Here is a 22,599-nt window from a genome sequence, read left to right as displayed (position 1 = left end):
CGTTGGCTTACTCGGAAGTGGTCAGGGCATGAGGCATGCCCGGACGTTGAGAGATTTCGGTGTTGTCGGCTTGCGCAACAGGGCCGGGCGCCAGCGCCCGTTCGCGCAACAGGAAATAAGACAGGGCAGGAATCAGCACCAGCGCACCCAGCATGTTCCACAGGAACATGAAGGTCAGCAGGATGCCCATGTCGGCCTGGAACTTGATCGGCGACCAGACCCAACACACCACGCCAGCCGCCAGGGTGATGCCCACCAGCCCGACCACCCGGCCGGTGAAGGACACCGCATTGCGGTAGGCCTGGGACAGCGGCAAACCCTGGCGCTGGAAGTGCAGTTGCACGCTGAGCAGGTACAAGGCGTAGTCAACACCGATGCCCACGCCGAGGGCGATCACCGGCAAGGTCGCAACCTTTACGCCGATCCCCATGGCGACCATCAGCGCTTCGCAGAGGATCGAGGTCAGTACCAGCGGCAACAGCGCCACCAGCGTGGCGCGCCAACTGCGGAAGGTGATCAGGCAAAACAGCGTCACCGCCGCGTAGACGTATAGCAACATGGTGCGATTGGCTTCGCGCACGACGATGTTGGTCGCCGCTTCGATGCCCGCGCTGCCGGCCGCCAACAGGAACTGACGATCTTCGGTGCTGTTTTCCTTGGCGAACTTGTCGGCAATTGCCACCACCGCATCCAGCGTTTCAGCCTTGTGATCCTTGAGGAACGTGATCACCGGCATCAGTGAGCAGTTGTTGTTGAACAGCTCAGGCGAGTTGACCGAAGCCTGCTGCGCGGCGTAGTTGAGCACGTCCTGGTTGCGCTGGATGCTGTTGAGCTTGGGGTTGCCTTCATAGGTGCCAGCAGTGATCTGCCGCACGGCGTTGACCAGCGAGGTCGTCGCTTGCACGCCCGGATACTGTTGCAGCTCCCAGGCCAAACGATCGGCAAGGACCAACGTCTTGTAGTTCAGGCAGCCTTCCGGCGCAGTCTTGATCATCACCGCAAACAGGTCGCTGGACAGCGCGTAATGCTGGGTGATGTAGGCGTTGTCGCGGTTGTAGCGCGAGTCGGCACGCAGCTCCGGCGCACCGCTTTCGAGATCGCCGATCTTCAGGTTGAGGCTGACCATGAAGCCGCCGATGCCCATCAGCACGGCGACCAATACTGCGCCGGTCGCCCACTTGGCGGTGGTGAAGCGGTCGAGCAGGTCCCAGAGTTTGCCGAAGCCCTTGTGGTGTTCGGCGCGGGTGTCGATTTTCAGCGCGCGCTCGGCAGCCTTGGCGCCAACACCGACATAGGACAGCGCCACCGGCATCAGCAACAGCGAGGTGAAGATCAGCACCGCGACGCCGATGCTGGCGGTGATCGCCAGGTCCTGGATCACCGGAATGTCGATCAGCATCAGCACCGCGAAACCCACGGCGTCGGCCAGCAACGCGGTGACGCCGGCGATGAACAAGCGGCGGAAGGTATAGCGCGCGGCGATCAGTTTGTGAGTGCCTCGGGCGATGTCCTGCATGATGCCGTTCATCTTCTGTGCGGCGTGGGACACACCAATGGCGAAGATCAAAAACGGCACCAGCACCGAGTACGGGTCGATGGCATAACCGAGCCAGGCGACGATACCCAGTTGCCAGACCACCGCAATCAGCGAGCAGCCGACCACCAGCAACGTGCTGCGCACACAACGGGTGTAGGCATAGATGATCGCCAGCGAAGTGATGACCGCCAGGCCGAAAAACATCATCACCTGAATCAGGCCATCGATCAGGTCGCCCATCAGTTTGGCGAAGCCGATGACCCGAACCTTGTATTGGCCCTTGCCCTCTTCCCCGGATTTGCGCGCCGCGCTGTCGCCGGCGAATTCGATCTTGTCGCGCAACTGCTCTTCGAGCATCTGCGAGAACGCGTGATAGTTGATGGGCTGACCACCGGCGGCGGCTTTGTCCAGCAGCGGCACGATCAGCATGCTCGATTTGAAGTCGCTGGCCACCAGGCTGCCGACCAGACCGGCGCGGGAGATGTTCTGGCGCAGTTGCTCGATTTGTTCAGGCTGACCGGAATAGGTATCGGGCATCACCGGGCCACCCTGGAAACCATCCTCGGTGACTTCGGTCCAGCGCACCGCCGGGCTCCACAGGGATTTCATCCACGCGCGGTCGACGCCTTCGGTGAGGAACAGCTGGTCGTTGACCTGCTTGAGTACGTCGAGGTAAGCGGGGTCGAAAATATCGCCCTGGGTGTTCTCGACCACCACGCGCACCGAGTTGCCCAGGCCACGCAACGACTGGCGGTTTTCCAGGAAATTCTGGATGTACGGCTGGCTCTGCGGAATCATTTTTTCGAAGCTTGGGCGCAGCTCCAGGCGTGTCACGGCCATGAAACCCAGCACCACGGTGGCCATCGCCATCAGCAGCATGAACAGCGGCCGATAGTTGAACACCCACCGTTCGAGGTGGTTGCCGGAGTGCTGATCGAAATCCCGCAGGTCGCGGATTACCGGCATGGCGTCTTGTTTGATATTGCCCATGTCTGGGTTCTCGCTCTTAGGGTTCGAGGGCTAGCGTCTGGGCGCCACGGCTGCCCGCGACCACCAACGCACCAGCGGCGGACTGGGTAACACCGGCGACCGGGGTCGGCACCGGTTGGCGCAGCAGGTGCAATTGCGCGCCCGTGCCCTGGCTGACCAGCATCTGCCCACCCAGGGTGAACAGGCGGTAATCGCCACGGGCATCGATCAGGCCAGCGGTGATGCTGACGTGCAGGCCGGTGTCGAGTGCCGTCCAGTTTTGGCCGCCATCGGTGCTGCGCAGGACGTTGCCGCGCAGGCCATAGACGAGCGCTTCGCCAGGCTTGCCGAGCACGCCGAAAAAGCTGCCTTGATACGGCGTCGGCACGGCGGTGAAGCGCTGGGAGTTGTCATCCCATTTGAGCAACAGGCCTTGTTCGCCGGCGATGTACAACGCGTCGCCGGTGGAAGCGATGGCGTTGAGGTGGAAACCTTGCGGGTTGTCTGTGCGATCCTGAAATGGCGTCCAGCTTTGGCCACCGTCCTCGGTGCGCAGGATCAGGTTGAACACGCCGACCACATAACCGACTTTGTCGTTGGCAAACCATGTGTCGAGCAGCGGTTTGTCTGCGCCCTGCTCGATCAACCGCTGGCCTTCGGCAACCAGCAACGGCCATTGTTCATTGCCCGGCTCGGCACTGGCCAACGCCGTGTAATGCTTGACCAGCAAGGCGCCGATCTGACGGCCGTCGAGTTGCTTTTGCCAGGTCGCGCCGGCGTCGCTGCTGTGCAGCACCACACCGTCGTTGCCCACCGCCCACCCTTGGGTGGTGGTCGGAAAATTCACCGCCGTGAGATCGGCACTGACCGGCACCGCTGCCTGCTGCCAGTGCTTGCCGGCATCATCGGAAAACAGAATATGGCCACGCTGGCCGACGGCGATCACGCGCTCACCGGCGCGAGCCATGCCGGACAACGGGCTGTTGATGGCCAAGGCACTGACTCTGGCGGGCAGGTCCAGCACATCGACGTAATCAGCCGCGAGGGTGACACCCTGCAACAGGCCGAGCACAACGCCAAACGCCACCTGCAAATAATTCTTATACGAACACATACCGCGTCCTCTTCGGAAAACCTGGCGCCCACGCCGTCGGCGCACGGCCCACCGCCTTGTGAGCGGTGGACCTTGTAGGCGCTTTTTTGCGGTTGGCTTAGCGAATGCCGCTGCCGGCCAGGGATTCCGACGACCACTGGGCCTTGGAAAGCGGATCGATGTACTTGATGCCGCCATAAGGCCCGACCACGCCGTTGATGTTGTAGGAACCACCGACCAGGTCGTAAATCATGAAGGGCGTGGAGTCCGGGACCTGCTTGTCGTAGCTCTGGCTGAGGAAGGCGAAGGAGCCACGGTACAACTGACCACGAGCGTCGTATTGATCCGAGGCCAGAGCGGTCCAGCTGTCTTCATCAAGGTAGAAGCGGCGCTTCTGATAAATGTGGCGGGAGCCGGCCTTGAGGTTGCCCTCCACCACCCAGACGCGGTGTTTTTCCCAGCGCACGAAGTCCGGTGCCAGGTGATTGGCGGTGGTCAGCGACTTCGGATCCTGGGCGTAGGTCAGCTTGTAGGTGTTGTAGGGCACAATCATTTCCTGCTTGCCCACCAGCTTCCAGTCGTAACGGTCCAGCGCGCCGTTGAACACGAAAACGTCGTCGTAGGTGCCCGCGCCGGCGGTGCCTGGGTTAGGCGTGTCGTAAGCCAGGTTCGGTGCCAGTTTGACCCGACGCTGACCCGGCAGGTACTGCCAGGCGCGGCGCGGTTGCTGCAGCGGGTTGGCGGCGTCCTTGAGCATCACCGCTTCACCGGCCCGGCGTGCAGGGCCGGTGTACGACAGCTTCATCTGGTAGTACACGTCGGCGCTGCTGATCGGTTGTGCCAGGTTTTCGTAGATCGGGTAGGAGATGAACGCCTGCCCGGTGGTGGCCAGGCTTGGCACGCCAGCGGAGTCAACGTTCCAGGAGTCGTACTTGGAGTTGATGCTCACGCCTTGATAGCGCAGCAGGAAGTTCCACATCGCTTCGCTGCCCGATTGCGGGATCGGGAATGGCACGCCCGGCAGCACGTTATCGATGGCCAGACCGCCTTCGAGGGACTTGGCGCCGCTGGCATTCTTCACGCCGTTATCAAGGATGGCTTTTGGCAGCGAAACGGTGCGGTGGGTCGGGTATACATCGACACGGTAAGTCGGGAAACGCTTGGCCAGTTCCACTGTGGTGGCACTGAGCATGCCCTTGTACTGATCGACGTTTTTGCCATCGATCACCAGCAACGGTTTTTCACTGGCATACGGATCCGGGCGCATGCTGTCACCGGATTTGAAACTGGCCGGTGGCGTGGTCAGGCCACCGTCGTAGGCAGGGATGGAACCATCAGCGTTCCCGGCCTTTTCGGCGCCCACCAGGGTCAGGCTGCTGCCCAACTTGGCAGCGTCCTGAGTTGAAACAGCGGCCTGTGCCTGAGCGACCAGGACCATGGCCAGCGAAGCGGCCAACACGGTTTTTGCGAATTTCATCTTGTTATTCTCCTGCTTGCATTGAGCAAATCAGTGTTGAATCAAAAAGTGGTTTTCATCGTCAGGTAAACGGCGCCACGGTCCTCAGTCGTTGCACCACCACCGGAAAAGGCCGAGTAGCCACCGGCGTAACAGGCGTAGTTTTCGTTACCGCTGAAGGCGTTCGGCGCAGCGCCGTCACCTCCGGTCGGGCCGGTACTCACACCGCTGACATTGCACTTGTCGGTCTTGCCGAAAGAGTCCACGTACTTCAGGTCGACAAAGTATTTGTTGTACACAACGGCCCCGAGACCGATGGCGTAGTTACCGGTGTCTTTGGCACCGCCACCGGAGACCGGTGAAACGCCATCGAGACCGACGTTGATGGACATCGGCGCGTTGAGGTCGACACCGGGAAACACCTGGTACCAGGTCGGTGTGAAGTTGACCGCGATGCCCCAGTTGTCCCGGGTTGGCTGGTCGATGCCGTGGTAGGTGCCCTTGCCCTTGTAGAGCGCCTCATTTTTGCTATCGAGCTTGAGCAGGTTGCTGTAATACAGCTCGCCAAGCAGGGTTGCCGAATCGAATACAGGCGTTTTGGCAATGGTCATCAGACCGTTGAGCGTCCAGTGCAAGGTGTCGCCGGTGGCGGCCATGCTGTCGCCCTTCTGCGGGGTGTCATAAACCACACCGGTGGCAGCCGTACGCGCCGGCAACAGGCCAAGACCCGCGCCCAGGCCCAGCGGACTGTTAGTGCTGACAACGGCAGGAATACTCGCCAGCGGCATGTTGTGACGAATGTTCAGGTCCGAACCCACGCTCACCCCACCCACATCCTTGGACAGGCTCAGGCCAACGATCTTGATGTTGTCGGCATAGGCCATTTGATAGGTGGCGGTGCTCAGCGAGTTGAGCGTATTGATCACCGCGGGCACCTGGCCGGCCGGGCGAGTTCCGTTCGGGTTGGCCGAACTCAGGCCTCGGGCATCCAGCCAGGCTTGCGGGAGGATTTCCGAGGTTTCGCGGTAGTAAACGCCGAGGGTGCCGTCCAGCCAGGCGGGCGACCACTTGGCCATGAGACCCCAGTCGCCACGTTTGTCCGGCGTCAGGTCATGCCCGCGACGCACGTTGGTCAAGCCGTTGCACGGCGCCAGGCCGCAACCCAGAGGGCTGCCAGGCACGACAGCATTAGTGTTACCCAGCAGGAACGACTGCGCGCCGAAACCGACCAGGTCGGAGCCGCCGTAGTAGGTGCCGGCTTCCGGCAGGCGTGCGGCGTCCCAGTCGAGAAAGTACTGGGCGGCCACGGTCAGTTCGGGATTGATCGTGAAGGACATCGACAGCTGATTGCGCGGAACGAACAGCTCCTTGGCTTCGGTGCCCGGCGACGCGGCCAGCTTGGCCAGGTCCAGGCCGGACTGGCCGTAGCTGATCGAATGCACCGGGTTGAGAATGGTCTCGCCCCAGAACACGTTGTGCTGGCCAGCCTTGAAACTCAGCATCGACTCCTCGCCCACTTCGGTGCTGTAGAACACGAAGGCGTCGAGGATTTCACCGGACGGGCCGGTGTAGTAACGCTGGGCATAGTTGCTCAGGTGCGGGCTGCCGTTGCCGACGTTGTCATTGGTGACCCCGGCCAGGCGCGGGTCGTTGGCGACCAGGCCCGAGGTTGAACCGTTGCCGTTGACGAACGGGTTCGAATTGGAACCGGTGTTCTCGTAGGCCTTGTCGTACCAGCTGGCGGCGCTGACGCGAAAACCCATGTGGTTCTGGTACACCACGTCCATCTCGGTCAACAGGTCGACGCGGTTGGTGATGTTGGTCCCGGCCTTGCGGAAGTTGTAGTCGCCGTCGTTGTTGTTGGGCGTGCCCAACATGCGCTTGTCCGCGCTTTCAGTGCGTACGCCGTAGTTGTACTTGATGGTGTTATCCAGGCGAACGGTCCAGTCCGGGTTACCTGTCTCGATCTCTGCCGCATGGGCCATCGGCACCGTTGCCGCGAGAATGGCTGAGGCCAGCAAGGTGTAGCGTGAAGCGGTGAACCCGTGACTCTTATTGTTGTGCATTGCGTTGTCTCCGCCATTTTGTATTTGTTTTAAGCGCAGCCGCCCTCGCGCACCCTCTTGTTCCAGGGGTTTGCGTTTTTCAGGAGTGAGGGCAAATGCCGGATGGCGCGAGCCAACCGGCGCCTGAACTAGCGATCCAGCTCGAGGATGAGGGCTTCGGCTTGCGGCCAGTGCCCGTACCCGGCAGCAGGATTGAGATGACCGACATCGCCCAGATTGAGTAGCTCACTGCCCCAGCCTTCAGCCAGGTGCGTAACGGCTTCCAGGCTGGCGAGGTGGTCGTTGGTACTGGCGGCCACCAGGCTGCGAAATGGCAGCGGCCCTTTGGGTAGAGGATCCCAACCCTGGCTACGCAGGGTTTCAGGCGATGGGTAGCCTGACGGCCAAGGGGCATCGAGGTCAGGTGGAGCAGCCAGCAGCGCGCCCTTGATCGGCCGGCGGTACTGAGCGGCCCAGTGCGCGACCATCAGTACGCCGGCGCTATGGGCGACCAGGATCACCGGCCCGTCGATCTGCTCCAGCGCGTGCTGGATCGCTTGCACGCGCTTGTTGCAATCGAGCTTGTCGGTCTCCTGCGGCGGCACACTACGTACCTTGCTCAGCCTGGCTTCAAGCAACGTCTGCCAATGTTCGGCAACGTGCTCGCGCAGGCCCGGTACGATCAGAACGGTTGCGGCAGTTTGCAGTTTGTCCACTTCAGCACCTACGCTTTCTCGATGACTCGACTGGCTCTGTGGCCAGGGGCTTTTTGTAGGACTGACATTAAAGAGCGCCCACCCCAGGCGCTTTTCATTGGACGTCAGGCACTTTTCTTTTCATGACAGATTTCCAGGTATTGGCGCGCGCCGACCACTGGTCGAAAATCCCCACAGGTTCTCTGCAGCTCACTGTAATCAATGGGTGTGCGTCGATTGCTCCACGACAACGGAGGTGATTGCGGACAGAAACTGGCGAGCGCCCTCGACAACATCGCAACTGTTCAATCGCTGATGTGCTGGATATAGTCGCCACGCTCATCTGAATCGCAACCGGCCCAGGAAAGACCTTCGCATGCCCAAGCTTGTTCGCGCCGCCGTCTTGACCAACTACCTGGAGGTTACTCAATACCTGGGGTTCAACCCGCGCGATGTGCTGGCCGGCGTCGGCTTGAGCAAAGCCCTGCTGCAAGCCCCTGAGCATCGCATTCCCATCGATGCCGCCGTGCGTCTGCTGGAGGATTCAGCCGCCGCCAGCGGCTGCCAGAACTTCGGCCTGAGCATGGCCGAGTCGCGCCAGCTCTCGGACTTCGGCGTGGTCAGCCTGCTGCTCAGCCATCAGCGCACGCTGCGTGATGCCTTGCAGGTGGTGGTGCATTACCGGCACTTGATGAATGATTCGCTGGCCATCTTCATTGAAGAGGCCGGCAAGATGGTGATCATTCGCGAAGAGGTGGTCACCGACTCGCCGATGCCCAGTCGACAGGCCACCGAGCTTGCCATCGGCGTGATGTTCCGCCTGTGCGCCGCCCTGCTCGGCTCTCACTGGCATCCCTACAGCGTCAATTTCACCCACCAGCCCCCCGACAACCTTCAACTGCACCGTCGCCTGTTCGGCTGCACCCTGGAGTTCGGCAGTGAGTTCAACGGCATCGTTTGCGCAGGTGCCAGCCTGGACATGACCAACGCCAATGCCGACCCGGCCATGGCCCGTTACGCCCAGAGCTACCTCGATTCGCTGCAAAGCCACCAAGGCACTTCGATGCTGTTCGAAGTGCGCAAGGCCATCTACCTGCTGCTGCCCATGGGCCGCGCCACCATCGAGCAAGTCGCGCAGAGCCAGGGCATGAACGTTCGCACCCTGCAACGTCGCCTCAAGGATGATGGCTGTGCGTTCAACGATGTGATCAACGATGTGCGCCGCGACCTGGTGCTGCGTTATCTGGACAACCCGAATTACACGCTTGGTCGCATTGCCGACATGCTTGGTTACTCGATGGCGAGTTCGTTTACGCGGTGGTTCATCAGTCAGTTCGGTATGCCACCGGCGACGTGGCGGGTGCAAAAACAGGGTTCGGCAAAAGCCCCGACGGACGCGGCCCCACCCAAACCCTACTGATATCGCGCCTGTTGTAGGAGTGAGCCAGACAGCCGACCAATCTCTTTCAGGTGTACATATCCATTCCTGCGGTAACGGCCGCTATGGGTTTCGCCCTTACGGCGAGTCACTTGCAGAAGCGGCAAGTAACCAAGCGCTCTTGCCCCTTTCGTTCGGTGCCTCGCCTAGGCTCGGCATGCCCTCGCTCCGGCCCTGCTCCGTGGGCCCGCCGCCATCGGCCATCCATGGCCGGGGGCGGCTAACCCGGCATCCATGCCGGGTTGCCCACTGCGCAGAACCTGCGCTCGGCCTCTCGAGGGGGCGCTCAGATCAAAAGCTGAAGGCGAGCTAACGCTCGGCCTGATGAGTGGTGGAAATCAAAAGCATACGTGTCCCCTGTAGGAGCCGGCTTGCCGGCGAAAAAACGTCGGGGCAACGCGTTCATTCAGACAGCCCGCGTTATCGTTGACGTCCATCGCCAGCAAGCTGGCTCCTACAATTTTGAGTCGTGTGAACCCAATCCCCGTGTAGGAGCCGGCTTGCTGGCGATAGCGGTGAATCAGTCAACGTATGTATTGGCTGGACGGACGCCATCGCCAGCAAGCCGGCTCCTACAGGGGAATGTGCAAACATCCAAAATTAGTGCGGCCACCACAGTGCGGGAGTGTGCGCACGACCGTAGAGCCAGGTCGGCTTTCAGGCCGCCTCGGCGGCTGTGGCGGTGGTCGCCCCCTCGAGAGGCCGAGCGCAGGTTCTGCGCAGTGGGCAACCCGGCATGGATGCCGGGTTAGCCGCGCACGGCCAAGGATGGCCGATCGCGGCGGGCCCACGGAGCAGGACCGGAGCGAGGGCATGCCGAGCATTAGCGAGGCACCGAACGAAAGGGGCAAGAGCCCTTGGTTACTTGGGGCTTTTCCAAGTGACTCGCCGTAAGGGCGAAACCAATAGCCGCCATCACCGCAGCAATGGATATGTACTCAGACAACAATCCCCCACAAGCTTTGACACAGCATGGATCAACGTCGGCAAAGACACCGACGGAGGTCAACGATGACGCGGGAAGCCTGACCTCTGGTCCTTCCCCCAGCAAGCTCACACCGGGCAAAAAAAAACGGCGACTGCTGGCACAGTCGCCGAAAAAAACCGGTGTTGTCGACACCGGTCGAGGACACCACCACAGTGAGGAGTCAACCGCGGTGCAGCCCTCTGTCAAAAAGCGTTATGCGTCGGGTGTCAAAAGCCCCAGTGCAGCAACAACAGCACCAGCACGACGAGAAACACCGTCTCCCCCACCATCAACAGGATCGGCTTGATACCCACCGCCGCCAGCTCCTTGAGCTGGGTCTTCATGCCCAGGGCACTGATGGACACCACCAGGCACCAGCGCGACAGCTCATTGATCGAGCCCTGCACCACCGGGGCCACCCAGCCGGTGCTGTTGATGCACGCCAGCAACAGGAAACCGACGGCGAACCACGGCAGCAACGGCGGTCGCTTGCCGGTCGGATCGGCGCCCTGCATGCGGGTGATCATCGCGGCGGTGACGATCACCGGCAGCAGCATCGCGACCCGCATCAGCTTGACCACCGTGGCCGTATCGCCAGTCTCGGTCGACATGCTGTAACCGGCGCCGACCACCTGGGCCACGTCATGGATGGTCGCCCCGAGAAACACCCCGGCCACTTGCGGCGACAGTTGCAGCCAATTGGCAATCATCGGGTACACGATCATCGCCAGAGTCGACAGCGCCGACACCCCAATCACCGTGAACAAGGTCGCGCGTTCTTTCTGCGGATGATTGGGCAGCGCTGCCGCCAGCGCCAACGCGGCCGATGCACCACAAATCGCGGTAGCCCCTCCGGTGAGCATGCCGAACAAACGCTGGAAGCCCAGCGCCTTGGCCGCGATCACCGACACGCCGATGGTCACCACCACCAGAATCACCACCAGCGCCACTGGCTTCCAGCCCAGCGCAGCCATCTGTTCGAGAGTGATGCGCATGCCCAGCAGCGCCACGCCGATGCGCAACACAGTGCGCGCCGTGAATTCGATGCCGGCCTTGCAGGCACCGTCGCCGGCCAGAAAATTCAGGGCCATGCCCAATAGCAAGGCAAACAGCATCACCGGCGCACCGTAGTGCTCGGACAAAAACGACGCGGCCGCCGCCACGATCAGACTGACGACAAAACCCGGCGCCAGTTCGCGCGTTCGGCTGTGGATACGGGTGAGAGCGATGGCGTTCATGGCGCGGCCTCCTCGGGAACAATGACGATGAATGCCTGGCCGTCGATGATCTCGACCGGGTAGTTGGCGACTTTGACTGCGGTGGAATTGAGCAGGTAACCGCTGCGCAGATCGAAGCGCAGACCATGGGCGCAACACTGAATCACTCGCCCCTCAAGACGCCCGCCACACAGCGAGGCGCCCTGGTGCGGGCAACTGTCGTCGATGGCGAACAAGTCACCTTCGACGTTGAACAGCGCCAGGCTTTTGTCATCGAATTCGAACAGTGCACGACCGCCGACCTGCGGGTGTTTGCCGGCAGGCACGGGGATACGCCGGGTCATACAGGTTGCCGCTCGTAATCACTTTCTTTCAGTGCCTGGCTCATGGCCCCGAGCAACACCGCTGCAGGTTGCGCGCCCACCACCGTCATGCGGCGATCGAACTGAAAGCCCGGTACGCCACTGCTCGCCTCGGGTGATCCGGCAAATGGCGTGGCGTCGCCCGTCAGGCAGTCAGCCAAGACCTGCGCATCAATGCCGCAGGAGCGGGCAATGGCGAGCAAGGTCTCGCGGCAACCAAGGTTTTCGCGTTTGCGGAAATAAGCGGCGAACAGCCGCTCAAGCAACATTTCACTCTGGGCAGCGTTGCCCAGCGCGCTGACCCGCTCGAACAGGCGATGGGCGTCTGCGGTATTGGGCATCGTCTCGATCTGGCCGAGGTCGATGGTCAGTCCAACCGCCGCGGCAGCCTTTTGTACCTGGGCCTGGCGCATGGTCATGGCATCGGCATTGCCCAGGCGCTTGCGGTAGAAATCGACGAAGGGCTCACCTTCCAACGGCAACTGCGGCAGCAACTGCACGCCATGCCACTGCGTGCTGATCTGCACATCCGGATGGCGACTGCGAAACTGTACCTGCGCATGCTCCAGTTGGCGTTTGCCGATCAGGCACCAAGGGCAGATAAAATCGAAAAACACATCAATCTGTAGACGACGACTCACAACTTCACCTCTAACCCGGCCTGGCTGACGGGGTCAGGCACGCGCTGACCCTGAAGGCGGGCAATATCTTTGTGGTAATGACACTTGGCATAAAAGAACACGGCAGCTGCCGCGAGGCTGACCAATGGCACCAGTTGGAAAGCGGCATGCAGGCCGATGAGGTCCGACACCCTTCCTGTGATGAACGGCCCCGGCGCCAGTCCCAGCATGTTGTTGGCCAATGTCAGCGTGGCGAAGGCCGTGCCATGGACCGAGTAATGGGTCAGGTTGGCGACCATCGCGCCAGCCGGGCCGGTGGTGCCGGTGGCAATCAGCATGCCCAGGCAAATCAGTGCCAGTTGCATAGGTCCTGCCGTCATTGCGAACGCCGCCGACAGCAGCAGGCAACTGCCCAGGCAAAAGGCGATGGCCAGGCTGACCTTGCGTTCAGGCGAGTTGCGACACAGCCGATCACTGAGCATGCCGCACACAATCATCCCCGCACCGCTGCACAGCACGATGATCGCCGCCATGGCGCCGGCTTTGTCCGTCGGCATGTCGTAGTAGCGATTGAGGTAGCTGGGAATCCACACCATCACCGTGCCGCCGACGAACAGCTGCAAGCCGCTGGCGACGTAGGTCGCTACCACCGAACGACTGGACCACAGCGTACGCAGCGGACGCTTGGCCCCCGCGACCGCCTTGGCGACCCGTTGCGGTGCGATGCGCGCTTCCTTGACGATGATCGGATAAAGCATCGCCAGCACCAGGCCAAACAACGCCATGCCGGCGAACGACCAGCGCCAGCCTAGCTTGGCCGCGATGGCACCGCCCAACGCCATGCCCAGCACCGAGCCGAACATGCCGCCCGCCATGAACGCGCTGGCCAGGGTGGCGCGCATGTGTTTCGGAAACACCGAAATCACCACGGCGATACCGACGCTGCCATAAGCCGCTTCACCGACGCCGACCATGAACCGGGCAATGAACATTTGCTGGTAATCCTGCGCCAATGCGCAGCCCAGCGTGGCCAGGCTCCACAGCAACGCCATCAGCGCCAGGCTCTTGACTCGTCCAAAGCGGTCAGCCATCAACGACAGCGGGAATGTCAGCAGGCCGACCATCAAGGCAACGATGCCGCTGAGCAACCCGAGCTGGCCGTCGCTCAGGGCCCACTCGCTCTTGAGCAGCGGGAACACCGCGTTCAGCACCTGACGCGACATGTAATCGGAAATCAACAGGCCGAACGTCAATGCAAAAACGATCCAGGCATATTGGCGCGAAACGCCGACGCAACCTGCGTCGTCATCGTCAGCGGCGATTGGGTGAAAGGCCATGCAGCCTCCTCAATGCTTTTATTTATTGTTGTTATCAAGCGTGTTGCAGTGCGGTGGACGAGAGGTTGCGGCCCCTCGTCCGGACCGCCGGTCAGCCGCGTTGCGGCACACCCTTTTGCCCAGCCTTGCGGTTGGGGGCCATACCGTTGGCCAACAGGGTCTGCTCGATGCTGTCGTACTTCACACCGATGCGATAAATCTCGCGGGCTTCTTTGCCCGTGGCGATTTCGCGACCCAGTTCATGGGCAATGCGCACGGTTTGCTGGATCTGCGCCACCGAGCCGAAGCGATCACCCTTGTGATCAATGATAGTGTCTTCATTGCCCACGCGCGGGTGCATGCCCATGGCCATCGACATGGTGTTGAACGGCATGACGTTCTTGAGCAGCGACTCGGAGGTCAGGGTGCAGCCGTTCGGCGCGCGGTGGATGAAATTGAAGAAGTTGAACGGGTTCGGACCGTCGAAACCGCCACCGATGCCGATCCAGGTCAGGTTCAGCGGGCCCTTGTAGATGCCCTTGCGCACCAGGCGCTCGAGGGTTTCCAGGGCATGCATGCCGGTCAGCTGGAAGTGCGGCTGGATGTCGTTGTCCATCAGGCGCTTGAGGTGCTCGGCAACCCAGGCCGGGCCGGCCGGCACGGTCATTTCGCTGTAGGCAGCCTGGATCAACGGGTTAGCCAGTGAGGTACCTTCCAGGTATTGCGGATACAGCAGCTCCATGATGTTCATCTGGGTGGTGTTGATCGCCACCGTGACCTGATCCGGTTTTGGCGTCAGCTCGGCCAGCATGTGGCGGGTATCGTCGGACAGCCACTTGGCGGCTTCGCCATCACTTTCCGGGGCGAAGGAAATCGAACCGCCGACCTGGATGATCATGTCCGGCACCGCTTCGCGCACACCAGCGATCAGCTCGTTGAACTTCGACAGGCGCTTGGAGCCCTTGCCGTCCAGTTCACGCACATGCAGGTGCAGCACGGTGGCGCCGGCTTCATAGCAATCGACCGCTTTCTGGACTTGCTCGTCCATGGTCAGCGGGATGTCTTCCGGGAAATCTTCAGGCATCCATTCCGGGCCGTACGGGGCCACGGTGATGACCACTTTTTCCATGTTTTCCGGGTGCAGGGAATCGTCGAAGAATTGCATGATTTACTCCACTTTTTATGATTGTCCCGCCCACCCGGGATCGTGCCGGGCAGACGTGTTTACGAGTGCGTATGCAGAAAGGGTCGATCAGTAGGTCTTGTCGCCGATGATCCCGGCGCGCTCCATCTTGCGATGGCACGGCGGGTAATCCATGACGGCGTAGTGCTGGGTACTGCGGTTGTCCCAGATGGCGATGCTGTTGGGCTTCCAGCGCCAGCGCACCTGATACTCGGGGATGTACGCCTGGCTGATCAGGTAGCGCAGCAATTCGCTGGCGCCGGGGTTAGCGTCCTGGCCGAAGCGCACCCGCTCAGAGGTGTGGTAGTTGCTGATGTGGGTGGTGAAGGCGTTGACGAACAGCACCTTCTCGCCGGTTTCCGGGTGGGTGCGCACCACCGGGTGTTCGGCGTCCGGGTACATCGCCTTGAGCGCCAGGCGTTTTTCGATCGGCATTGCCGCACCGAAACTCGCTTCGATGCTGTGACGGGCACGCAGGTCGGCGATTTTCACCTTCACGTCTTCCGGCAAACGCGCATAGGCCTCGACCATGTTGGCCCACATGGTGTCGCCGCCGACCGGCGGGCATTCCACGCAGCGCAACACGCACCCCATTGGCGGCGCCTCGCGCCAGGTGGCGTCGGCGTGCCAGGCGTTTTCATAGCGGTCCATCGGCTGGTCCGGATTCTTGTAGATCCGCACCAGCCCCGGATGATCCGGATCGCTGCCGGCCACCGGATGGTCTTCCAACTCACCAAAGCGGCGAGCGAAGGCCACGTGCTCGTCGCGGGTGATGTTCTGATCACGCAGGAACACCACCCGGTGCTTGAGCAACTGGGCACGAATCTCGGCAAACAGACCGTCGTCATGCACCGCGTCGGCGAGGTTCACGCCGATCAGTTCGGCGCCGATATTGCAGGTCAATTGTTCGACTTTCATGGCTGGCCGCTCCTTAAATGACGAAAATCGACGAACCGGTGGTCTTGCGCGACTCAAGGTCGCGATGAGCCTGCACCGCATCCTGCAAGGCGTAGTGCTGGTTGATCTCGATCTTGATCCGGCCGCTGCCGACGTGATCGAACAACTCTCCGGCCAGGGCGGCTTTCTCCGCAGGGTCGGCGATGTAGTCCGCCAGGGCCGGACGGGTCAGGAACAACGAGCCTTTCATCGCCAGCATCACCGGGTCGAACGCAGGAATCGGACCGGATGCCGTGCCGACGCACACCATCAGGCCACGACGCTTGAGCGAATCCAGGGAGCCGGCGAAAGTGTTCTTGCCGACGCTGTCGAACACCACGTTGACGCCGACGCCATCGGTCAATTCGCGAACGCGGGCGGCGACGTCTTCATGGCTGTAATTGATAGTATGGTCGCAACCGTGAGCCCGGGCGATTTGGGCCTTTTCTTCGGTCGAAACCGTGCCGATCACGTTCAAGCCGAGCAATTTGGCCCACTGCGAGACGATCAGGCCGACGCCACCGGCGGCGGCGTGCAGCAGAATGCTGTCGCCTTCCTTGAAGTCGTAGATGCGGCGCATCAGGTACGAAGACGTCAGGCCGCGCATGGTCATGGCCGCAGCGGTCTCGAAACTGATGGTTTCCGGCAGCTTGATCAACGGCGCAGCCGCGATCAGCCGTTCGGTGCTGTAGGCACCAAGGGTGTTGAGGAAACCGGTATAGGTGACGCGGTCCCCCACCTGGACGTTGGTCACCCCTTCGCCGACGGCCTGGACCACACCGGACGCTTCAACCCCCATGCCGTTGGGCATCGGAATCGGGTAAGTGCCATTGCGAAAATAGGTGTCGGCATAATTAAGGCCCACCGCCACATGACGAAGACGAACCTGGCCTGGACCGGGATCGCCGACCTCGACCTCCTCATAACGGAGGACTTCGGGACCACCGGTTTCGTAGAAGCGTACGGCGTTGGCCATTTTTTCTTATTCTCCAGTCTGTACAGCGTCGATTTGCGCTGATTGGACTGTAGGACGCAGTCTGGTGAGCCGCTTCTCATCAGACGACACAGGCTTTTCATTTCATGACAGATGGTTGCGGGCATGGAACGCAATGCTGCGCTATGACCAGGTTGGACCTGCGTCAGATATCGTCATCCGCCGCCTTGGTTGTGACGATGAGGGGCTCGATACCCCAGTCGCCGGGCACGTTCCAGTCTTCGCCAAACAGCTCGGCCGGATGCATCGTACGCTCGGAGCCATTGCCGCACGCCAATGACTTGGCCGGACAATACCGGTCGCATCCCCAGCAAATCCGCTCGGGGTGCTTGGGGTTGTCGGGGAAGTTCTTGGCCATGCCGATCTCCGGTCATTGAGAGGCGTGCTTCCCAAGCTACAACCATCGCGCGCAGCCGTCCTTGATGGATATCAAGCTATCGACATCGAGTGACTGCCCTCCCCCGATCATGATCCTGAGGCTAAGCTGATAACGGCCGAACAGACTTGGAGACGTCGCTCATGATCAATAAAAATCCTCACCCGAACGCAGAGACACCCGACCGTCCACCGCTGTCGACATGGGACGATCAAGACGCCGCCACATCCATCGATAGCGATGCCTTTATCGCCCCACCTGCGCTGACAAACGCCGAACTGGTTCACTTGCGTGTCCGCGTCATTGCCCTGGAAAACCTGGTCATCGCGCTGCTGGCGGAAGGTTCGGAACGTCAGCTCGCCGTTGCCCGGGAAATGGCCGGCTACATTTCCCCCAGAGCCGGATTTACCCAGCATCCCTTGACCGTCCATGCGGCGGCACAGATGACCCACAGCGTCGAGCGCGCCCAGCGATTTCGCCGGCGCGACGAGCCGTCGGTTTAATTACTCAAAACTTGATAGCAATCATTATTGTTCGCAGCAAACTTTCCTAGACTCGGGTTCCTACTCGTCAGTGCCCAGGAAGAAATCATGCGTACCTCTCTCACACTCGCTTTGCTCTTGTTCGTACCGCTGGCTCAGGCCAAGGAATACCCGATCGGCGAACCACAGCTGTGTCCGGGGCTGGAAGTCGGGGCGGTTTATCTGCAACCGATCGAGATGGAACCGGCAGGCATGATGCGCGCCACTGCGGATTCGGATGTGCATCTGGAGGCCGACATCCGCGCCACTGCGGATAATCACCAGGGCTTTCAGGAAGGCAGTTTCGTGCCCTATCTCAACGTCTCTTTCAATCTGAAAAAGCAAGGCAACGACCCGGAACTCAAAGGCGATTTCCACGCCATGGTCGCCAACGACGGTCCGCACTACGGCGACAATGTGAAGCTGATGGGGCCGGGCAAATATCAACTCACCTTCACCATCCTGCCACCCGGTGGTCATGCCTCTCTCGGTCGCCACACCGACAAGGAAACCGGTGTCGCGCCCTGGTTCGAACGCTGCGAACTGCACTACGAATTCGTCTACGCCGGCATTGGCAAAAAAGGCGGCTATTGAATGAAGCGCCTGCAGGTTGCCTGCCTGCTGGTGGCTGGAGCCCTTGCGCCGTTGACCGCCCATGCCGAGTTACCGAGCTACGAACTGATCCTGCGCGATGGTCACTTCACGCCGGCCTTGCTGGAGGTCCCGGCCGGGCAGCGATTCAAGATCGTCCTGAAAAACAACGGTCAGGGGCCGGCCGAATTCGAGAGCACACCGCTGCGGGTTGAAAAAGTCATGTCACCGGGTGTGACCACTTTTGTCGTCATTCACCCGCTCAGGCCCGGTCACTACCCGTTTTTCGACGAGTTCAATCCGCAATTGCCCGAGGGCGGCATCCTCGCGAAATAACCTGTCAGCGCACGGAGTTTTCATGAATCAATCAATGTTCATCGTCTGGCGCGAAAGCGTCGAGGCGTTGCTGGTGATCGGCATTCTCCAGGCCTGGGCCAGCCAGCAGTACCAGGGTCATCGACTGGTCAAATACTTGTGGGTCGGCGTGGGGCTGGGGTTGCTGCTCTCGGGTCTGTTGGCCGTGCTGATTCTGTTTGCCGGCGAGGCCATGAGCGGCTCGGCCAGTGAATGGTTCCAGGCCGCCCTCGCCCTGGTCGCCAGCCTGTTGATCGTGCAAATGGTGGGCTGGATGCACCGTCACGGGCGCTCCCTCAAACAGGATTTGCAGCGCCACGCCGACAGCCATCTGGCCCGGCAAGGCGGCATGGGATTGTTGCTGCTGGCGATGCTCGCGGTCAGTCGTGAAGGCAGTGAAACGGTCGTGTTTCTCTATGGCGCCGGTGCTCAACTGCGAGGCCCGCAGCTCGGTTTGTTTGCCATCGGCGGCGCCATGGGGCTGGTGCTGTCGGCGTTGACCATCATCCTGCTGCACAGCAGTCGCCGGTTCATTTCGTGGCAACGATTCTTTGCCATCAGCGAAGTCATCCTGCTCATGCTCGGGGCCGCATTGCTGGTCAGTGGCACCGAGCGAATCGGCGGCCAACTGCTCGCCCTCGATCTGCCGGAGCAGGTTTACGGCGTCATTGGCGACGCGTTCTGGGACAGCAGCGTCTTACTGAGCGACAGCCATGGACTCGGTGGTTTCCTGGCCGGTTTTGCCGGTTATCGGGCAACCCCCAGTGCCCTGACCTTGCTGATGTGGATCGGTTACTGGCTGGTCGTCGGCGGATGGCTACGGCAACGGACGATGGAAAAAGTCCCATGCCTGAACTGAGTTGGCACAATCGATGGCTCCAGCGACTGGGTGACGGGATGCGTCGTCATGCGCGGTTCATTCGTGCCGCGCAGTGGCTGGTTGTGGTGTTTTACGCAGTGCTGCTGGTGATCCCGCCGCTGTTACCGCTGCCGGACAGCCAGGCACGAATGCTCGACAACCTGACCTTGCTTGCGCAGTTTCTGTTTTGGGGGATCTGGTGGCCGTTCGTGCTGCTGTCGATCGTGATGTTCGGTCGACTCTGGTGTGGCGTGCTGTGTCCGGAGGGCTCGCTCAGCGAATGGGCCAGCCATTACGGTAAAGGCATGGGCGTGCCGCGCTGGTTGCGCTGGGGCGGCTGGCCGACCCTGGCGTTCTGCCTGACGACCCTCTATGGCCAGTTGATCAGCGTCTATGACTACGCCCAGGCGGCGCTGCTGATTCTAGGTGGTTCGACTGTCGCTGCGGTGGGCGTCGGGTTGTTGTTCGCCCGAGGCAAGCGGGTCTGGTGCCGTTACCTGTGCCCGGTCAGCGGCGTGTTTGCACTGCTCGCCCGCCTGGCGCCGGTGCATTTTCAGGTCAATGAACAACGCTGGATAGAAAACGCCCCGCCACGCCTGCCACCCCCCAACTGCGCACCGTTGCTCGATATCCGACGCCTGCAAGGCGCCAGTGATTGTCATGCCTGTGGGCGCTGCAGCGGGCAACGTGGTGCCGTCCAGTTGATCGCCCGGTCGGGCAATCAAGAGATTCTTCACGCGACGTCGCAGACGCTATCCCCGTGGGATGCTCGCTTGCTGCTGTTCGGTGTGATCGGCCTGGCGATGGGCGCATTCCAGTGGACAGTCAGCCCCTGGTTCGTCGCCCTCAAACAAACGCTTGCCCAATGGCTGGTTGAACACGACCAGCTCTGGGCCTTGCAAGACAACGCGCCCTGGTGGCTGCTCACCCACTACCCGCAGCTCAACGACAGCTTCAGTTGGCTCGACGGGTTCAGCATCGTCACTTACCTGAGTTTGAGTTCGGTGCTGCTCGGCACCGTGCTAATGGTTCTCTTGCGCCTGAGCGCTCGACTGGCGGGTGATCGTGCACTGTATTGGCCCCTGGCGCTCACGCTCACGCCCCTGGGTGGTGCAGGACTGTTTCTCGGGTTGTCGGCAACCACCGTGAAACTGCTGCGCTATGAAGGTTTGCTGCTGGAATGGGTGCAACCGGTCAGGGCCTGCCTGTTGGTGGCCGCGATAGGCTGGAGTTTGCTGCTGGGATGGAAGCGACTGAGCCGCGAAAACCGCTCTCTGGCGCGGCGCATGTCGGGCAGCGCCTGCCTGCTGTTGGCCAATGGTTTGATCGGGTTTGGCTGGTGGTTGCAGTTCTGGGGCTGGTCCTGAGCGCCCACCTCCACAACCACCTGCCCGGTGGGTCTAGACCTTGAATCGCGCCACGGTCTGATGCAGCGCCCCGGCCATCTGTGCCAGTTCATGGCCAGCGGTGTCGGTGTGCTGCGCACCCAGCAAGACTTGCTCGGACAAGGTGCGAATCCCCACCAGATTGCGATCCACCTCACGCGCCACCAACGCCTGCTCCTCCGTGGCACTGGCAATCATCAGGTTGCGCTCATTGATCTGCGAGATGGACCGGGTGATCTGATCCAGTGCATCACCTGAGCGCTGCGCCACTTCCAGGGTGGCTCGCACCAGATGACTGCTGCTTTGCATGGCCGTCACCGCATGGCCGGTATCCTGGCGAATGTTGCCGATCATCTGCTCGATTTCCTGGGTGGACTCCTGCGTGCGATGCGCCAGCGCGCGCACTTCATCGGCGACCACGGCAAAGCCGCGCCCGGCATCCCCGGCCCGTGCGGCTTCAATTGCCGCGTTGAGGGCCAGCAGATTGGTCTGCTCGGCGATGCTGCGAATCACGTCCAGGACTTTGCTGATGTCCTGCACCCGGCCCGCCAGTTGCTCGATGCGTTGCGAGGTGTCGGTGACGCCATCGGCCAGTTCGCCGATGGCAACCACGGTTTCCTGAACCTGTTCGCGGCCGCGCTGCGCGGTTTGCTCGGACTGTTTGGAGGCCTCGGAAGTACTGACCGCGTTGCGCGCCACTTCATCCACCGCAGCCGTCATCTGATTCACCGCCGCAGCCGCCTGCTCGATCTCCAGCCCCTGCAATTGCAGGTTGCTGGCGGTCTGGCTGCTGACGGCACTCAGTTCTTCGGAAGAGCTGGCTACCCGGTCAACCGAAGAAGCGATGTGCTTGACCATGGCATTCAGGCTTTGCTGCATCTGATGCATGTTCATCATCACACTGCCGTCGGCACTTGCACCCACCGGCACCTGAATCGTCAGGTCGCCCTCGGCGATTTCACTCAAGAACCGTGCGGCATCATCCGGCTCGCCACCCAATGGCCGGGTCACACTGCGCGTGACGACTATCGCAGCGGCAATCACCAGCGCCAGGCAGAACAGGAACAACCCGAGCATGTTGCGCCGGGCATCGCTGTACAGCGCCTGCGCCGACTGTTCACGGTCGATGAAGATTTTCCCTTGCAGCGCCATCAACTCATCCAGGCTGCGATACACCTCGGCTTCGGCCGGTACGACTTTCTGCTTCAGCTGGGCCATGGCATCGTCGGAAGCCCCTTGCCGAATCAAGACCTGCACCTGGGTGAACGCGGCAACGTAGGCTTCGCGGTTCTTTTTCAAGGCCAGGTATGCGGCTTTGCCCTCTGGCAGATAGAACAGCGGCTCAAGGGTTTCGAGCGCCTGGGTGATGCGTTTCTTGGTGGCGTCGATCGACTGCTGCACTTGCTGATTGTCCTTGTTGATCAGCAAGTCCCGGGTGTTCCTGGCGTTATCGCGCACGCCCGTGGCAATGACCATGATCGGTTCGATCTTCGGCCAGTCCTGTTTGACGATGACCACCGCCTGTTCCTTGAGCGTTGCCAGATCGTGCAACGCGTAAAACGCCATGCCCATCAGCGCCAGCGGCGCGATTGCAAAGCCGATGACGATCCGTTGTGCCGTGGTTAATTTAGCCATATCAAATGCTCCCAGTTTGATACCTGCCTGATTGGCAGCGCATTTGAAAT

At 61.3% G+C, this 22,599-nt stretch carries 20 protein-coding genes and 1 pseudogene; 6 read left to right on the top strand and 15 right to left on the bottom strand.

Going from position 1 to position 22,599, the window contains the following annotated elements; translation table 11 throughout:
• Positions 1-7: 7 nt before the first annotated feature.
• From IB245_RS03330 to IB245_RS03310, 5 genes are all read right to left on the bottom strand, one after another.
• The gene (locus IB245_RS03330) at positions 8-2,527 is read right to left on the bottom strand and encodes an efflux RND transporter permease subunit (RefSeq protein WP_192226501.1); all 2,520 of its coding nucleotides are present in this window, start codon (positions 2,525-2,527) and stop codon (positions 8-10) included.
• Between the two features lie 16 nt (positions 2,528-2,543).
• The gene (locus IB245_RS03325; protein WP_192226499.1) at positions 2,544-3,620 is read right to left on the bottom strand and encodes a WD40/YVTN/BNR-like repeat-containing protein; all 1,077 of its coding nucleotides are present in this window, start codon (positions 3,618-3,620) and stop codon (positions 2,544-2,546) included.
• A 97-nt stretch (positions 3,621-3,717) separates the two neighbouring features.
• Entirely contained in the window at positions 3,718-5,076 is a 1,359-nt protein-coding gene (locus tag IB245_RS03320) for a DUF1329 domain-containing protein (RefSeq protein ID WP_192226497.1), read from the bottom strand.
• Between the two features lie 41 nt (positions 5,077-5,117).
• On the bottom strand, positions 5,118-7,121 hold the full coding sequence (locus IB245_RS03315) for a DUF1302 domain-containing protein (RefSeq protein ID WP_192226495.1): 2,004 nt from the start codon (positions 7,119-7,121) through the stop codon (positions 5,118-5,120).
• A 128-nt stretch (positions 7,122-7,249) separates the two neighbouring features.
• Positions 7,250-7,816: an RBBP9/YdeN family alpha/beta hydrolase gene (locus IB245_RS03310; protein ID WP_008040963.1), complete on the bottom strand. Its 567-nt coding sequence runs from the start codon at positions 7,814-7,816 to the stop codon at positions 7,250-7,252.
• A 355-nt stretch (positions 7,817-8,171) separates the two neighbouring features.
• Between IB245_RS03310 and IB245_RS03305 the strand changes: the two genes are divergently transcribed.
• Positions 8,172-9,215: an AraC family transcriptional regulator gene (locus tag IB245_RS03305; protein ID WP_008032805.1), complete on the top strand. Its 1,044-nt coding sequence runs from the start codon at positions 8,172-8,174 to the stop codon at positions 9,213-9,215.
• A 1,212-nt stretch (positions 9,216-10,427) separates the two neighbouring features.
• Here IB245_RS03305 and IB245_RS03300 read toward each other — a convergent pair.
• The 8 genes from IB245_RS03300 to IB245_RS03265 form a co-directional block, all read right to left on the bottom strand.
• Positions 10,428-11,438 (bottom strand): YeiH family protein, encoded by a 1,011-nt coding sequence (locus IB245_RS03300; RefSeq protein WP_192226493.1) that lies wholly within the window; start codon positions 11,436-11,438, stop codon positions 10,428-10,430.
• Positions 11,435-11,761: a Rieske (2Fe-2S) protein gene (locus IB245_RS03295; RefSeq protein WP_008043850.1), complete on the bottom strand. Its 327-nt coding sequence runs from the start codon at positions 11,759-11,761 to the stop codon at positions 11,435-11,437. The genes IB245_RS03300 and IB245_RS03295 overlap by 4 nt, the downstream gene beginning before the upstream one ends.
• A complete protein-coding gene (locus tag IB245_RS03290; RefSeq protein ID WP_192226492.1) occupies positions 11,758-12,420 on the bottom strand; it encodes a DsbA family oxidoreductase in 663 nt (220 codons plus the stop codon). The genes IB245_RS03295 and IB245_RS03290 overlap by 4 nt, the downstream gene beginning before the upstream one ends.
• Complete coding sequence (locus IB245_RS03285; protein ID WP_008032908.1) at positions 12,417-13,736, bottom strand: MFS transporter; 1,320 nt, start codon at positions 13,734-13,736, stop codon at positions 12,417-12,419. Before IB245_RS03285 ends, IB245_RS03290 begins: the two co-directional genes overlap by 4 nt.
• A 91-nt stretch (positions 13,737-13,827) precedes the next feature.
• Positions 13,828-14,880, bottom strand: a complete 1,053-nt coding sequence (locus IB245_RS03280) for a 3-keto-5-aminohexanoate cleavage protein (protein WP_008032909.1) — start codon at positions 14,878-14,880, stop codon at positions 13,828-13,830.
• Positions 14,881-14,967: 87 nt separating this feature from the next.
• A complete protein-coding gene (locus IB245_RS03275) occupies positions 14,968-15,816 on the bottom strand; it encodes a TauD/TfdA dioxygenase family protein (RefSeq protein ID WP_008032911.1) in 849 nt (282 codons plus the stop codon).
• Between the two features lie 13 nt (positions 15,817-15,829).
• A complete protein-coding gene (locus tag IB245_RS03270; RefSeq protein ID WP_008032914.1) occupies positions 15,830-16,810 on the bottom strand; it encodes a quinone oxidoreductase family protein in 981 nt (326 codons plus the stop codon).
• Between the two features lie 163 nt (positions 16,811-16,973).
• Entirely contained in the window at positions 16,974-17,186 is a 213-nt protein-coding gene (locus tag IB245_RS03265; protein WP_008032916.1) for a DUF3079 domain-containing protein, read from the bottom strand.
• Between the two features lie 161 nt (positions 17,187-17,347).
• On the opposite strand from IB245_RS03265, the gene IB245_RS03260 reads away from it, so the two are divergent.
• The 5 genes from IB245_RS03260 to IB245_RS03240 all read left to right on the top strand — a co-directional run bounded on the left by IB245_RS03260 (position 17,348) and on the right by IB245_RS03240 (position 20,896).
• Positions 17,348-17,707, top strand: a complete 360-nt coding sequence (locus IB245_RS03260; RefSeq protein ID WP_192226490.1) for a hypothetical protein — start codon at positions 17,348-17,350, stop codon at positions 17,705-17,707.
• Between the two features lie 87 nt (positions 17,708-17,794).
• Entirely contained in the window at positions 17,795-18,319 is a 525-nt protein-coding gene (locus tag IB245_RS03255; RefSeq protein WP_192226488.1) for an iron transporter, read from the top strand.
• Positions 18,320-18,652: a cupredoxin domain-containing protein gene (locus IB245_RS03250; protein ID WP_008032923.1), complete on the top strand. Its 333-nt coding sequence runs from the start codon at positions 18,320-18,322 to the stop codon at positions 18,650-18,652.
• A 22-nt stretch (positions 18,653-18,674) separates the two neighbouring features.
• Positions 18,675-19,529 carry an FTR1 family iron permease gene (locus IB245_RS03245; protein WP_192226486.1) on the top strand — a complete coding sequence of 285 codons (855 nt, stop codon included), beginning with the start codon at positions 18,675-18,677 and terminating at the stop codon, positions 19,527-19,529.
• Complete coding sequence (locus IB245_RS03240; RefSeq protein ID WP_192226484.1) at positions 19,517-20,896, top strand: 4Fe-4S binding protein; 1,380 nt, start codon at positions 19,517-19,519, stop codon at positions 20,894-20,896. The genes IB245_RS03245 and IB245_RS03240 overlap by 13 nt, the downstream gene beginning before the upstream one ends.
• Before the next feature lie 33 nt (positions 20,897-20,929).
• On the opposite strand, the gene IB245_RS29280 is transcribed toward IB245_RS03240, so the two are convergent.
• Positions 20,930-21,634 (bottom strand): methyl-accepting chemotaxis protein, encoded by a 705-nt coding sequence (locus tag IB245_RS29280; RefSeq protein ID WP_411740742.1) that lies wholly within the window; start codon positions 21,632-21,634, stop codon positions 20,930-20,932.
• A gap of 423 nt (positions 21,635-22,057) precedes the next feature.
• Positions 22,058-22,549 (bottom strand): annotated as a pseudogene (locus IB245_RS29275) (MCP four helix bundle domain-containing protein); the annotation flags it as partial.
• Between the last annotated feature and the right edge of the window lie 50 nt (positions 22,550-22,599).

The sequence above is a fragment of the Pseudomonas sp. PDM02 genome (genome assembly GCF_014852285.1).
Taxonomy (GTDB): Bacteria; Pseudomonadota; Gammaproteobacteria; order Pseudomonadales; family Pseudomonadaceae; genus Aquipseudomonas; species Aquipseudomonas migulae.
Note: the sequence above shows the minus strand (reverse complement) of the source record. Positions and strands in the feature narration are given on the sequence as shown.